The 14,021-nt window shown below is 52.1% G+C and carries 13 protein-coding genes and 1 riboswitch; of the genes, 9 read left to right on the plus strand and 4 right to left on the minus strand.

All coding sequences use genetic code 11. The annotated features are described in order from the left end of the window. Nucleotides 1-11: 11 nt before the first annotated feature. Nucleotides 12-698: a GNAT family N-acetyltransferase gene (locus CHB92_RS02890; RefSeq protein ID WP_218824226.1), complete on the minus strand. Its 687-nt coding sequence runs from the start codon at nucleotides 696-698 to the stop codon at nucleotides 12-14. Nucleotides 699-1,278: 580 nt separating this feature from the next. On the opposite strand from CHB92_RS02890, the gene CHB92_RS02895 reads away from it, so the two are divergent. After that, nucleotides 1,279-1,557, plus strand: coding sequence for a hypothetical protein (locus CHB92_RS02895; RefSeq protein WP_089317879.1), 279 nt, complete (start codon nucleotides 1,279-1,281; stop codon nucleotides 1,555-1,557). Nucleotides 1,558-1,584: 27 nt separating this feature from the next. On the opposite strand, the gene CHB92_RS02900 is transcribed toward CHB92_RS02895, so the two are convergent. Both CHB92_RS02900 and CHB92_RS02905 read right to left on the minus strand, forming a co-directional pair. Continuing rightward, nucleotides 1,585-2,841, minus strand: coding sequence for an aspartyl protease family protein (locus CHB92_RS02900; RefSeq protein WP_089317666.1), 1,257 nt, complete (start codon nucleotides 2,839-2,841; stop codon nucleotides 1,585-1,587). A 171-nt stretch (nucleotides 2,842-3,012) separates the two neighbouring features. Continuing rightward, nucleotides 3,013-4,350 carry a voltage-gated chloride channel family protein gene (locus tag CHB92_RS02905; RefSeq protein ID WP_089317880.1) on the minus strand — a complete coding sequence of 446 codons (1,338 nt, stop codon included), beginning with the start codon at nucleotides 4,348-4,350 and terminating at the stop codon, nucleotides 3,013-3,015. 43 nt (nucleotides 4,351-4,393) lie between these two features. Further along, a riboswitch (Fluoride riboswitch) is annotated at nucleotides 4,394-4,460 on the minus strand. A 263-nt stretch (nucleotides 4,461-4,723) separates the two neighbouring features. On the opposite strand from CHB92_RS02905, the gene CHB92_RS02910 reads away from it, so the two are divergent. The 4 genes from CHB92_RS02910 to nhaA all read left to right on the plus strand — a co-directional run bounded on the left by CHB92_RS02910 (nucleotide 4,724) and on the right by nhaA (nucleotide 8,151). After that, nucleotides 4,724-4,939, plus strand: coding sequence for a hypothetical protein (locus tag CHB92_RS02910; RefSeq protein WP_089317667.1), 216 nt, complete (start codon nucleotides 4,724-4,726; stop codon nucleotides 4,937-4,939). A gap of 212 nt (nucleotides 4,940-5,151) precedes the next feature. Next, nucleotides 5,152-5,604 carry a GNAT family N-acetyltransferase gene (locus tag CHB92_RS02915; RefSeq protein WP_089317668.1) on the plus strand — a complete coding sequence of 151 codons (453 nt, stop codon included), beginning with the start codon at nucleotides 5,152-5,154 and terminating at the stop codon, nucleotides 5,602-5,604. Between the two features lie 3 nt (nucleotides 5,605-5,607). Then, nucleotides 5,608-6,678, plus strand: a complete 1,071-nt coding sequence (locus CHB92_RS02920; RefSeq protein ID WP_089317669.1) for an alanine racemase — start codon at nucleotides 5,608-5,610, stop codon at nucleotides 6,676-6,678. Nucleotides 6,679-6,816: 138 nt separating this feature from the next. Further along, the gene (gene nhaA, locus CHB92_RS02925) at nucleotides 6,817-8,151 is read left to right on the plus strand and encodes a Na+/H+ antiporter NhaA (protein ID WP_089317670.1); all 1,335 of its coding nucleotides are present in this window, start codon (nucleotides 6,817-6,819) and stop codon (nucleotides 8,149-8,151) included. 18 nt (nucleotides 8,152-8,169) lie between these two features. Here nhaA and CHB92_RS02930 read toward each other — a convergent pair whose 3' ends face one another. Beyond that, a complete protein-coding gene (locus tag CHB92_RS02930; RefSeq protein WP_089317671.1) occupies nucleotides 8,170-9,096 on the minus strand; it encodes a universal stress protein in 927 nt (308 codons plus the stop codon). A gap of 150 nt (nucleotides 9,097-9,246) precedes the next feature. On the opposite strand from CHB92_RS02930, the gene mbhE reads away from it, so the two are divergent. Genes mbhE through CHB92_RS02950 form a run of 4 tightly spaced genes read left to right on the plus strand, consistent with a single transcriptional unit; the run spans nucleotide 9,247 to nucleotide 14,015 of the window. Further along, nucleotides 9,247-11,562 carry a hydrogen gas-evolving membrane-bound hydrogenase subunit E gene (gene mbhE, locus CHB92_RS02935; RefSeq protein ID WP_089317672.1) on the plus strand — a complete coding sequence of 772 codons (2,316 nt, stop codon included), beginning with the start codon at nucleotides 9,247-9,249 and terminating at the stop codon, nucleotides 11,560-11,562. Beyond that, entirely contained in the window at nucleotides 11,559-12,098 is a 540-nt protein-coding gene (locus CHB92_RS02940) for an MnhB domain-containing protein (protein ID WP_089317673.1), read from the plus strand. The genes mbhE and CHB92_RS02940 overlap by 4 nt, the downstream gene beginning before the upstream one ends. Nucleotides 12,099-12,101: 3 nt before the next feature. After that, nucleotides 12,102-12,452, plus strand: a complete 351-nt coding sequence (locus tag CHB92_RS02945) for an NADH-quinone oxidoreductase subunit K (protein WP_089317674.1) — start codon at nucleotides 12,102-12,104, stop codon at nucleotides 12,450-12,452. A 54-nt stretch (nucleotides 12,453-12,506) separates the two neighbouring features. Continuing rightward, on the plus strand, nucleotides 12,507-14,015 hold the full coding sequence (locus CHB92_RS02950; protein ID WP_089317675.1) for a proton-conducting transporter transmembrane domain-containing protein: 1,509 nt from the start codon (nucleotides 12,507-12,509) through the stop codon (nucleotides 14,013-14,015). The last annotated feature ends 6 nt before the right edge of the window (nucleotides 14,016-14,021 follow it).

Genomic DNA, 14,021 nt, shown 5'->3' on the forward strand with positions numbered 1-14,021 from the left:
AATGGTTTGAATTAAATTTGAACGGCATTGAAGTCAGCCCCGCCAACGCTTGAAGACTGCCCCGGCCGTTGCCGGTGACGCAACCAGCGCTCATGCACGCTGTTAGTTTTCGGAGTCGTTTGCTTGTTTACTACGGGCAGCGCGATAAAGCTTTCCTCTTTAGCCGGATCATACAGCATGGCCGTACACAGGCAGTTGCTGCGGTTCTTGCTCTGCAGGATCTCAAAGTTGACACAGCTGCGGCAGCCTTTCCAGAACTCCTCGTCGTCCGACAGCTCAGAATAGGTAACCGGCTTATAGCCCAGGCTGGAGTTAATGCGCATCACCGCCAGTGCCGTTGTTAAACCAAAGATTTTGGCATCCGGGTACTTGGTGCGGGATAACTCAAATATCCTTTGCTTAATTTGGCGGGCAAGGCCGCTTTTACGCAGCTCCGGTGCCACGATTAGCCCTGAGTTGGCTACATACTTGCCATGGCTCCAGGTCTCGATGTAGCAGAAGCCAGCCCAGCTCCCGTCTGGGTGCAGCGCAATCACCGCTTTCCCTTCCAGCATCTTCTGTGTGATGTAATCGGGTGAGCGCTTGGCGATTCCCGTTCCTCTGGCCTTGGCAGAGGACTCCATCTCATTGCAAATTTGCAGCGCGTGGATAATATGTTGCTCGTTGGCAACTTGTACAATGAATGCAGGTTGATTCATGTTAAAGAGAAAAAATATATCCCCTGCTGTGTTTTTGCACAGCTAAAAACAATAATGCTAAATGAAAAAATGCATGCAGACGGAATAGCCAGCGCTACGCCTTATCTTGTGCAATTCAGGAAATGGTGGTGGATAGAGGACTACCGCATAGGCAGTCGAAAAGCATATCGGCCTAGGGCCTGTAGCGGACTGTAGACAAAAGGGTCCTAAAAACTACCCTCGGAGCAAAGGCAGAAAAAGTCGCACTCTCTGTTATGGGAGAGTGTTTTATCATGTCAGATGATAAAAACGCCTTTTTTTTCATTTTTACTGTTAAACTAAAATAAATGGGCACTTGCTTTTATACCCATTGTGTCGTGCAAAGTTTTCAGAATAGTTCTGATATTTCAAAGCCAACGCTCAAATTTATTTAAAAGTTTATATAAGCCAAATAAAAACAGCAATATTCTCCTCTGCCTGGCTTCTACCCTACCACCTTAAGCCGCTAATGGTACGGCCGCTGTCATTTCTGTTTTTAAACCTATAACTTGCATTCCAATGCCCGTCGCAAGTGGGCTGTGTTGCTTTTAGCGTCTTTTACATGAAAAACATTTCTGTTCGAATCCTGATCGGGATTATTTTTTCAGCCATAGGCCTCGTTTCTCTATTTGTAGCCCGCGAGCCACTTACAGCCGCTATTTGGCTCAGCTTCGGGAATGGCCTTATCCTTTCTGATTTAAGACTGACAGGAAAAGACGGGCACGGGAACGCCTACGTGAAGCCCGTGCCGAAAAGCAGGATGTATACCGCCCTTTTTCTGATCGTGCTGGCCGTACTCCTGCTGTTTCTCCAGATGTACCTCGACCTACAGCAAGGATAGGTGTGGCATTGCGCCGCTAAAGCAGGTTCATATTCTGCTTTCCAGCACCAGGTCCACGTCCAGTATCTCCGTTTCCCGTTTCAGGCGCAGGCGCAGCTTTTTACCCGCATCCCGGTCCATTAAGTTCAGGAGCTGCGGCAATTTCAGCTCACTACAGTCCTGTCCGTTGATAAACAGCAGTTCGTCACCTGGCTGCAAGCCCACCATTTTAGCCGGGGACCCCTCCACGACGTTCGTCACCACATAGTAATTGGTACCCGGAAAAGGCGTGCTTATCTCAAAGCCCGTCATGTTATAGTGGAAAGGCTCCCGTAGCTTTCGGTTAGGTTGTAGCAACATGCGCTGGTGCGGGTAGTCCAGCACAACCGTGAAACGCCGCAGGATGTCAGAACCAATGTTGCCATTCCGGTCCGACACATTCAGGGCAAGTTGGATGGCTTCTTCGTTGGGGTAAGAAGCAGGAATACTCTCCAGCTCATACTTCCCCAGCTGAAAAGCCTGCAGCCGACCTATTTTGCCATGAATGTCTCCGCCCAGGCCCCGGCCCAGGTAAGCTTCCACCACCTTGGGGGGCAAGCTTAGTCGATTATCCGAAGGGAGGTACAGCGACAAACTGTTGCTGGCTCCGGTGTCGATCACGAGCTTTACGTCCAGGGTATCCCCGGTGTGCTGCCGTATTTTTGCAAAAATGTAAGGTTTGCTGTCCTCGATATGAAGCGGGTACTCCTCTGCCTTTCGCTTCTTTTTCAGATAGATGTCCGGCCTGTATAGGGTAATAAGCTCCTTGCTGTAGTTTATTTTTACTACAAAGTTCTTAAAGATGTCATAGCCAATGATCCCATGCAGTGGCATGCCCATCCGAACGGACAGGTTGAAGACATCTTCCAGTAACACGAGCACCTCCTGCTGCTCTCCTTTTACGCCCGGCATAAGGATCTTATTGCCGACAGAGTACAAAGCCTCAATGGTGTGCCCCTTTCCTAAGCCCCTGATGGTGACTTTGTTTGTCTCAACTAAACTAAGAGAATCAGAATAGTAAAGCCGTGTAATAAGGGGCGTCTTTACCCCTGTATCCAAAATGAAGTTGAGGGGGTTGGAGTCATTCACACGGACCGGAATAACGATAAGGTTGTGCACCAGCTTAAACGGAAGGTGTACTTTCTTCCTGTTGGATGTAAAGAAGAGGGTGTCTTTTTCGAAGCTTAGCTGCTCTTGGGCCTGTACGACCACTGGCAGGGAAAACAGGAAAAGACAAAGCAGCTTTAGGAAACCCGTCTTTGTCATAACCTTCGCTTTAGGGTTTGGGTATAGTGTTACTTCATACAGTGCTATACGCAAAATCCCTCCTAAGCTTTACATTATCCTGCTCAAAAGCAAAAAATCACCAACTTTCCCTGTGCTTTCCCCTTGAAGGCTACAGCAGAAGTGCTCCTGCTTGTCGGAAACTCATCCAGGTCACTTTCTTTTTCTTTCTTCGGAGACAGTTGACAGGTACTTACCCTTATAGCGCCCATAGAACAAGTGCTTGGGTGATCCGATGATCTGAGAACCGTAAATACCGGAATGGCCGGAGAAGAGGTAAGCAACAACACAGGCCAGCGCCATGTATACGCTGCTTTCAACACCGAATAGCTCGATGGCCATAAGAGAACAGGTAAGAGGCGTATTGGTAGCCCCGGAGAAAACAGCTACAAAGCCCATGCCTGCCAGCAGTGCCAGAGGCAACAAGGGTACCAGTTGCCACAGGGCGTTACCCAGGGTGGCGCCGACAAAAAACAGCGGCGTTACCTCTCCCCCCTTAAAGCCAGCCCCAAGCGTAAAAGCCGTTAACAGGATCTTTACAAAAGCAGCGTACCAGGGCAGCGCCACCTCAAAGGAGGCAAGAATAGTTGGGATGCCTAGCCCTATATACCGGGTAGCCCCTGTCAGCCAGATCGCCAAAGCCAGAATCGCGCCTCCTATTAGAGGCCGGTAGGGTGCGTATGCCACCTGCTGTTTAAATTGCTGAATGAAGAAATGGGTGGACTTGGCAAAGAGCATCCCGGTTAAACCGAAAACGGCACCGGCAACCAGGGTGAAGGCCAAGCCCGAAAGGGTAAGATCAGGCACAAAAGGAATGGCGTATCCCGTATGCCCTACACCCCAGGTCAGGCAGGTATAGTCGGCTATCACGGCGGCCAGAAAGCTGGGCAACAAGGCCTCGTAGCGGAGACGGCCCACTACAAATACCTCCAGGCCAAAAATAGCCCCTGCCAGCGGGGTACCAAATAAAGAAGCAAAGCCGGCGCTAATACCAGTGATCAGTAAGATCTTACGATCGCGTGGGCGCAAGCGAAACAAACGGGTGAATTGGTCAGCAATTGCTCCGCCCATTTGTACAGCCGTTCCCTCCCGTCCGGCAGAACCACCAAGCAAATGGGTGACCAGGGTGCCAATCAAAACGAGCGGGGCCATCCGGAAGGGGATAATCTCACGAGGCCGGTGGATCTCCTCCAACAAGAGGTTGTTTCCTAAAGCGGAACGCTGCCCATAGTAATGGTAAAGCAGCCCAACTGAAAAGCCCCCTAAAGGCAGCAACCAGATTATCCAGGCATGCATTTCCCGGAAACCCGTTACCCAGTCCAGGGCCACCAGAAAAAAAGCAGAAGCACTCCCCACCAGCACCCCCACCAGGGTACAGATGACGAGCCATTTAAGCGTGAAAAGGAAGGCGGCAGCCTGCTCTCCGGCGGAAAGCACTTGGCTCAGAATCTTCTGGAAGAATGATCTTTGGGGCGGGGTGTTGTTTTTCATGTTCACTGATAACAAATATACAGCTTGGGCAATATTATCTTGCCTTCATGTAGGAGTCATCAGCCTTTGCTTTAGGCGGTTTCTGGTGGTACCCCATCACCATGTAATACAAAATTAGTGATACGCCTCTCAATACCAAAGCGCTGTTTCTTCTTATGTAAGTAAAAAATGAGATTTGCAAAAGGGTGCTGACACAGGTGCAAGGTAAACTTGCGAAAGCAGATGTGGGCGGACAAAATTGTACCATTTAGGGATAAACAGGAACAAAGGAAGGGATATTGCAAAAAACTGGATCTTTTTAAATCTTCTGGAGCAGCTTTAAGTATAAACATCGAACGCCCCTAAAATCAGTTTAAATTCGAAACATTATAAGATGAAGCGTGAAACCAAAGAACAGATAAAAGAGGAAGTAACAGCTATTCAACAGAAACTCGAAAACCTGCTCACCCTGTTAGACCAGGAGACGGATGAAGCGGCGCAGCCCGAGGATACAGAGGAGGAAATCAAAAACGAGGACATCCCTACCGTAACCATTACACCTCCAGAAGTGCCCGCACAAAATGTAAGCGGGGCGGGTGAAAAAAGGTAAAAAAAGGAGAAGAGGAGAGCCTGGTTTCTCCTCTTCTCCTTTTATCAAGTAACACAACAAGGTGCCTTCGCAGGATATCGTCTCCTGCTTAGAAGGCGAAGGTTTCCTACTGCCCAGTATCAGGGGCTTTTCCTAACGAAAGAAACCCCAAGCCGGTACACCTTCCTTTAAATCACGTTAAGCTTACTATACCCAGACAAAAAAGAAAAAACATGGCAGCAAACAACAATATCAGCTACGACAGCTATACCCCCTACCAGCAAGAGGGGCTGAATAAGGAAGAAGTGATTGACTTCCTGTACAACAGCCTCGATGAGTACGGGGATGCTCGGGAAGATATTGCCAAATGCATAGACTATGCCCTATCAAAGGCAGAGGGCAAAGGAGGCTCTGTGCTGGTGGCCCGGGAGCAAAACAGGGTGGTAGGTGCGCTTATTCTGAATAATACGGGTATGAGCGGCTATATCCCCGAAAACATTCTGGTTTACGTAGCCGTGCACAACAGCCAACGTGGAAAGGGCGTAGGAAAGAAGCTTGTGCAGCTGGCAGCCGGCCAAACGAGCGGCAGCATCGCCCTGCACGTGGAGCCCCATAATCCAGCCCGGCACCTGTACGAAAAACTCGGTTTCACAAACAAATACTTAGAGTACAGACTACAACGATAACATATGGCAGTTTTAAAGCTGTACCGCGATAAGCTAAAACATAATTACGAGCACCTGGACCGCACGCTGAAAGAGCATGGCATAGACTGGGGTGTTGTTACGAAGCTGCTTTGTGGAAATGAGCTGTTCTTGCAGGAGGTACTGGCACTTGGAGTGAAGGAGATCCACGACTCACGGGTAACGAACTTAAAGGCGATCAAAAAGGTAGCCCCTGCGGTGCAGACCGTTTACATCAAGCCGGCCCCCAAGGGCAGTATTCCGGAGATAGTCAGCTTTGCCGACGTGAGCTTCCAGACAGAATTAGACATCATCAGGCTGTTATCGGATGAAGCGGTGCGCCAGAAGAAAGTGCACAAGATCATCATTATGATCGAGATGGGCGACCTGCGCGAAGGCGTGATGGGGGATGAGTTGGTCGACTTTTATGAGAAGGTGTTCCAACTGCCGGGCATCTCTGTGATCGGCCTTGGCGCTAACTTTAATTGCCTGCATGGGGTAATGCCCACACAGGACAAGCTCATTCAGCTCTGCCTGTACAAGCAAGTGATCGAGGCGACGTTCAACAAGAAAATACCCTGGGTATCCGGGGGCACTTCCGTCACCATTCCGTTGCTGTTCAACCACCTGCTACCCAAAGGGGTGAATCACTTCCGGATAGGCGAGGCGCTTTTCTTTGGCCTGAACCTTTTCACAGGCGAGACTTTTGAAGGCATGCACAACGATGTGCTGGAGCTTTGCACGGAAATCATTGAGCTAACAGAAAAACCCAAGGTGCCCAGCGGGCAGTTGGCCGAAAACCCCAGCGGCGAGAGCTACGAAATAGATGAAAGCCTTTACGGCAAGACCTCCTACCGCGCCATTCTGGACCTCGGCCTGCTGGACGTCAACCCCAAGTTTCTGCTACCCAAAGACGAGGATTTGCAGGTGATCGGGGCAAGCTCCGACATGCTGGTGGTGGAACTGGGCCAGAACGGCCATAACTATAAAGTAGGCGATATGCTGCAGTTTAACCTGCGGTACATGGGCGCCCTGGGCATCATGAACTCCCGGTACATCGGGAAAGAGGTTAAATAAGCTTTTGCCCCTCCCATTTGTTTCTCGCCGCAGGCCTTCCACTGGTCTGCGGCTTTTTGCTCAAGAGTGCTAGGGGAGCAGCGTCAATAACTTTTATCTCCTGTCAGCGTCTTATTAGGCAACTTTAAAAAGCTGCTTATGACCAGACTTACCTTGGTGCGCCGCATTTTACACCCCCTGCAGGAATTTGTACAGGCAGAAGCTTTTAGCGGCGTACTGCTTATGCTGGTAACGCTGACGGCGCTTGCCTGGGCTAACTCCCCCTGGGCTGCCACCTACGAGGAATTCTGGAACAGCCCTTTAACGATCTCGGTAGGTGGCTTTGGCTTATCGAAAGCTGCCATCCTTTGGATCAACGATGGCCTTATGGCTGTTTTCTTTTTTGTGGTAGGCCTGGAAATAAAGCGGGAAATGCTAACTGGAGAGCTTTCCTCGTTCAGCAACGCCGCCTTCCCTGTGGTGGCTGCTGTGGGCGGGATGCTCGTACCCGCCGGGGTCTATGTCTGGTTCAACTATAACCAAGCGGGTATAGACGGCTGGGGCATTCCCATGGCAACCGATATTGCTTTTGCTTTGGGCGTGCTGACGCTGCTGGGAAACAGAGCACCCCTTACTCTCAAGCTCTTCCTGGTTGCCTTCGCAATAGTGGATGACATCGGGGCTGTACTCGTGATCGCCCTCTTTTATACCGCAGAGGTAAACTTCCTGAGCCTATGGGTTGGTTTCCTCATCTTTGGGATTTTGATCATCCTGATGGCGGTGCGGGTGCGGGCCATCTGGTTCTATGTGCTGCTCGGGCTTATCATGTGGGTGGCCTTTCTTAAGTCCGGCGTACATGCGACCATTGCGGGCATCCTGCTGGCCATTACCATTCCGGCGCGATCTAAGGTAACAGAGCAGGAGTTCATTTCGTCAACAGACACTTTGCTTGGCGAGTTGCATGCCCTTCATTTCGCGCAGCACAGCAAACAGGAGGAGGTGCTGCCGGAAGAAGAGAGTTTTCAGGCAGCCGTGCATACCATAGAGCAGAACTGTGAGGAGGTGCTATCGCCCCTGCAGCGCCTGGAACACGCCCTGCACCCCTGGGTTGCCTATGCCATCATGCCGGTTTTTGCCCTGGCCAACGCGGGCATCTTTATAGACGCCTCCCTGACCGATGGCTTCCTGAACCCGATCTCCTGGGGTATTATCCTCGGCTTAGTAGTTGGCAAACCGTTAGGCATCTTGCTTTTAACCTGGCTTGCCGCTGTCACCGGCCTGGTCCGGAAGCCCGACACTTTTAGCTGGGCGCAGCTTTTGGGGGCTGGCTTGTTAGGAGGCATCGGCTTTACTATGTCCATTTTCATTGCCAACCTGGCATTTGCGGGCTCCCCCTTTCTGGCGCAGGCCAAGCTGGCCATCCTCTGCGCCTCGCTGGTAGCAGGCCTGGGCGCTTACCTGCTCCTCCGCGTCAGTTCCCCTGCTAAAGCCTGACAGAAAGACCTAGGCTGATCAGGTGGTGCCGAGCAGGGCGTCTAGAAAGCCCACGTCTTCTTTTTTATTCTTAAAGACGAGTAAAGGAATATCCATGTCATAGCGCAGCACCTTTTCGGTTACGCTGCCCAGCACGAAGTGTGCCATGGCCGTCATCCCTTTAGCGCCAACGACCAGCATATCGGCCCTGGCACGTTTTGCCTCCATCACAATCAGCTCACCAATGTCGTCATTTCCCTCCTGGCGCACCAGTACGAGTTCTGCCCTATCGCGCAGCTCCGGGAAGTGGCTTGTCAGCTTCTTGTACTTATCCTCGGCAAACATCCGCATGCGGGTATCATACTCTTCGTAGCTCATGCCCATGGTGTGGTAACTGGATGGAACCTGGTACACGTTCAGGCAAATGACATGTACCTCAGGTCGGGCAAGGGCGGAGTGCAGCACCCGGTCCAGGGCCATCTCGCTGTACTCTGAAAAATCAACGCTCACCACGATGCGGCGCAACCTCGGCTCATACGACTCCGGCACAAAGAGGACGCCCAGATGGCCGGAACGAAGCAGTTTTTGCCCTAGCACACCGCTGCCCCGCAAGCGCAGCTTCCGCCCCACCAGCATCAGGTCTACTTCCTTGTCTTTTGACCAGCGCAGCAGTTCCTTTAATGGCGTTCCTTCTTCTACCAAAATCTCCACCTCTGTGCGTGGCACGTTTGCAAAGGCGGGTTGTACCTCAGAGTTGATCATCTGCCGTATTCCCTCGCCTGCCGACACTTCCTTTCGCCCTCCCTCCTGCGGAAAACCAGCAGGCAACTCCAGGCTTTTCTCTACATGGATAAAGTACACCTTCTCCACTTCTAAAGCAGCACTTAGAAAGGCAGCGTAGTCTATCAGGACTAAGTCTATTTGCGTTAAGTCCAGAGCCACCATCAATCGGTTTAGCGTGTTCATAATTTCGGGTCTCTTTTAAAGGTCAGACATGGAGTAAATTGCCGGCCTGGCTATCGGGCAAGCTTTGTAACTAAATGGGCGCAGGCAGGTAAACTTGGTAAATACATACGGTATAAATCCCAGAATATGTTTACTAAACAACGTAATTAGATGCTCTTTGCCCTCCTCGCCGGATTTATGTTGTCGTTTCTAGCACCAGTGTTGCACCGCCTGTTGGGGAAACTCCTGGTGGTGCCGATGGTGCTTTTCCCGCTGGCTCTTTTTGCCTACTTCTGCACCCAATTACCTGGTGTGTTGGCAGGGAATGTCCTGTTGCAAGGGTATGCCTGGGCCCCCTCCCTGGGCATTAACCTGCAGTTCCGGCTGGATGGCCTGGGCCTGCTCTTTGCCCTTCTGGTCTCCGGCTTCGGTGCGCTCGTGATGCTCTACACGAAAGGCTACCTGGGAGAAAGCCCTTTGCTGGGGCGCTTCTACCTGTACCTGACTCTTTTTATGACCGCGATGCTCGGTGTCGTCCTTTCTGACAACCTCTTCTGCCTGTTTATTTTCTGGGAGCTTACGAGCATCACTTCTTTTCTGCTCATTGGTTTTGATAGCGACAAAGAGGAGGCCCGCACTTCTGCCTGGCAGGCACTGCTGGTAACAGGCGCTGGCGGCTTAGCCTTGATGGGAGGACTGATCCTTCTGAACTTGGCGACAGGAAGCTACACGTTCAGCGCGCTTTTAAACGGCGAAAAGTTTATGGCAACGCACCCCCTCTACTTACCGGCCACCTTACTGCTGCTCTTAGCCTGCTTTACCAAATCGGCCCAGTTCCCCTTTCATTTCTGGCTGCCCAACGCCATGGCTGCCCCAACCCCTGTGAGTGCCTACCTGCACTCCGCTACCATGGTCAAAGCAGGCATCTACCTGTTAGCACGGCTTGGTCCGGTATTGGGGGGCACAGAAGTATGGCAAATGGTCTTGCTAATGGTAGGCACGGCTACGACTTTACTCGGTGCCCTGCTGGCCCTGCAGTACACAGACCTGAAAGCGGTGCTGGCTTATACCACCATCAGCGCTTTGGGGTTAATGGTTAGCCTGACCGGCATCGACACCCCTTTGGCCTTAAAAGCCCTCCTGGTCTTTCTGTTGGCGCATGCGCTCTACAAAGGAACCTTGTTTATGGTGGTAGGCGCCATCGACCACAGTACGGGCACCCGGGATGCTCAAATGCTACGGGGCCTGGGACCACACCTGAAGCTTTTGGCTGCCGCCGCCACCCTGGCTGGTCTGTCTATGGCGGGTATACTCCCATTTTTCGGTTTTGTAGGGAAAGAACTCTTGTACGAAGCAACGCTGCACAGCCCCCGTCTTACCTGGTGGGCCTTTGGCGGGGCCTTTGTATCGGGCCTTGCTTTTGTTGCTGTTGCCTCACTTCTAAGCTACGGTATTTTCTGGCATAAAGCTTCTGTGTCTACTCCTGTAAAACATGCCCCCTCTTTTAGTCTGTACCTGCCGCCCCTCTTGCTTGGCTTGCTTGGCCTGCTGTTGGGCTTATCCCCGTCCTCCCTGGCTGCTCCACTCTTAGAGCAGGCTTTCCAAGTTATTGCCAGCACTACTACTGAGCTGCACCTGGCCTTGTGGCACGGCTTTACGACCATTTTTGTCCTAAGCCTGGTGACGGTTTCGTTGGGGGTGCTGCTTTACTTCCTCTTGCCCCGCTTGCAGCAACTTCCTATCACGTACCAAAGGCTATACCAGAACGGACCCAACAAGCTGTACCATCTTACTTTTAAGGGGTTTTTGAAAGGAGCCAAGGCTTTTACCAGGCGGGTACAGGGAGGCTACCTCCGGAATTATATGGTGACCATTGTGCTCTTTTTCTGTTGCCTGCTGGTCTTCGTGCTCTGGCGCGATGCTCCTGCCATAGACCTAAGCCAACGGGTACATTTGCTGCAGGAAGTGCGGCTCTATGAGCTGGTACTCTGGGTACTGGTGATGGCGGCCCTGCTCTACCTGTTAAACACCCGCTCCCGGCTGACCTCCATTGTCGTGATGGGGCTGGTAGGGTATTCTGCGGCCCTCTTTTATATTCTGTTCGGCGCACCGGATGTCGCCGCTACCCAGCTGCTCATCGAGACGCTGACAGTCGTGATCTTTGTGCTGCTCCTACACAAGCTCCCCGCCTTCACTTATCTGTCGCACCAGTACAGGAAGTACAAGTTTGTCTTCGTATCCGTGCTGTTCGGCAGCCTCATGACCTATGTGCTCCTGCTGGTTCAGGAACACGCCGTTACCTCGGAGCTACAGCAGTTTTATGGCAAGGCCAGCTACCTGCAAGCACATGGGCGCAACATCGTAAACGTTATTTTGGTCGATTTCAGGGGCTTTGATACGCTGGGTGAAATCACGGTATTAGCTGTGGCTGCTTTGGGAATCTTTGCCCTCTTGCGGCTTAACCCGGAGAAAGGAGGTAAAAGATGAGAACGGTTATTTTTGCCACTGCCATTCGTATCCTCACCCCCCTGTTCCTCCTGTTCTCCCTGTACATTTTGTTTCGGGGGCACAACAACCCGGGGGGTGGCTTTATCGGGGGCTTAATCGGGTCCATCGCTTTTATTTTCCATACCCTAGCCCGCGGTCCCAAGGACACCGTTGATACTTTCTTAAGCCTTACCCTCCGTATAGCTGACCGCATGCCCGGCCAAAGCAGGCCTGCTTACCTTTCTCAAATGCTGAAGGCAAACCTGGTGGGCCGGAAAAAAGAACTTCCCGATCAGTGGCGCCAGCACAGCCTGCGCTTGCGTCCTCTTTTTCTGATCGCCCTGGGCCTGCTCATAGCCGTTAGCAGCGGCACATTTAGCTTTTTTAGGGGAGAACCGTATATGACGGCGTGGTGGCCAGACACCCATCTCCCTGTACTTGCCAGCCTCGGAACACCCCTGTTGTTTGATACGGGTATATACCTTCTGGTACTGGGAATGGTCCTTAAAATGGTTTTTACGATGTCCAGAGACTAAGAGATGGAAATACTGTTACCTTTCATGATCGGGATTCTGTTTGCCGTAGGGCTGTACTTTATGCTGCACCGGCACCTGTTCAAGCTGATCCTCGGCCTCATCCTCTTCGGGCTGGCCACCAATCTCTTTTTATTTGTCGTGGGAGGCATTACGCGCAGCAGCATTGCCATTATCCCGGAAACGGAGGAAGTGGCCACAGAGCCCTATGCCGATCCGGTGCCGCAGGCCCTGCTGCTCACTGCCATCGTGATCGGCTTCGGCATACAGGCATTCGCGATCGTGCTCGTCCGTAGGGTATACCAAACCCTTAAGTCCAACAACCTGGATGAACTGAACAGTACGGACAAGACCTAAACTTACTCTTTCCGCTCTCTTCTCCAGTCTTCCTCACCGTCAAACACGCCGTACATGCACCCGAACCTCTTGCTCCTGCTTCCCCTGCTGATTCCCCTTTATGGGGCCATAGCCTGTCTGCTATGCTGGCGGTGGATAAAGCTGCAAACCGCCGTCACCGCAGCCAGCCAGCTTGCCTGGACAGCAGCGGCAGGCATGCTGCTGTACCACGTACTTGGGCAAGGGGTTCTGGCCACACAAATCGGCAACTGGCCTGCCCCCTTTGGCATCACGCTGGTAGCCGATATCTTCGGCGCCCTGATGGTACTCACCGGGACTGTTACCGGTTTAGCCGTTTTCCTTTTCTCTCTTCCTGGCCTTGACAGGGCCCGTAAGCGCTACGGCTACTATCCCCTGCTGTTGTTTTTACAAATGGGCGTGAGCGGAGTCTGCCTGACGGGCGATATCTTCAACTTGTACGTGTGGTTTGAAGTGCTGCTGATCTGTTGCTTCGCCCTACTCTCGTTGGGTAGCACCCGAGGGCAACTGGAGGGAGCCATCAAATATGTCACGATCAACTTTCTGGCTTCCGGGCTTTTACTAACAGGCGTCGGGGTGCTGTACAGCTTGTTTGGCGCCTTAAACCTGGCTGCCCTGGCACAAATGGTGCAGGAAGCGAACCATCCCAACTTATCCCTGCTCCCTATTGCGGGGGTGTTTTTTATCGTGGGCTTCGGTATCAAAGCGGCTGTTTTCCCGATGTTCTTCTGGCTGCCTGCCTCCTACCACACCCCGCCTATTGCCGTCTCCGCCTTTATTGGCGGCCTGATTACTAAGGTGGGGATCTACACCCTGGTGCGCCTCTTTACCACCGTCTTTGTTGTGAGCTTGAGTTTTGCCCTGCCCCTGTTCCTGGTACTCGCTGGCCTTACGATGGTGATTGGGGTAATTGGGGCTGCCGCACAGATCGATTTCCGGAAAATTCTCTCCTTCCACATCATCAGTCAGATCGGGTATATGCTCATGGGGCTGGCCCTCTACACCCCCCTGGCGCTGGCAGGCACTATTTTCTTTACCCTGCATAACGTGCTTGTTAAAACGAACCTCTTCCTTATCAGCGGCGTGGTGGCACAGGCCGAGGGTACCTTTGCCCTAAAGAAGTTGGGTGGGCTTTACCTCCGGAGGCCTTTTCTGGCTCTGCTGTTTTTTCTGTCTGCCCTGTCGCTGGCTGGCATCCCACCACTTTCTGGCTTCTGGGGCAAGTTAATGCTGGCTAAAGCTGGTTTTGCGTCCGGGAACTACCTGATTGCCGGCACCTCGCTGGCGGTTAGCCTCGTCACGCTTTTCTCTATGACGAAGATCTGGAACGAGGTATTCTGGAAAAAGAAGAAGAAACCTGCGCCCCCTGTCAAAAAAACCAGCACCGACGTCCTCCGCCAGCGCCTGCTTTACCTGCCTGTTATTTTTCTGATGCTGTTTATTCTGTTAATGGGGCTTTATGCTGCGCCGGTCCTTATGTTGGCAGAAACCGCAGCAGCGCAACTGCTCCACAGCGAAACGTATATAAAAGCCGTATTAAAGTGAGAAGAC

Source organism: Pontibacter ummariensis, assembly GCF_900188175.1.
Taxonomy (GTDB): domain Bacteria; phylum Bacteroidota; class Bacteroidia; order Cytophagales; family Hymenobacteraceae; genus Pontibacter; species Pontibacter ummariensis.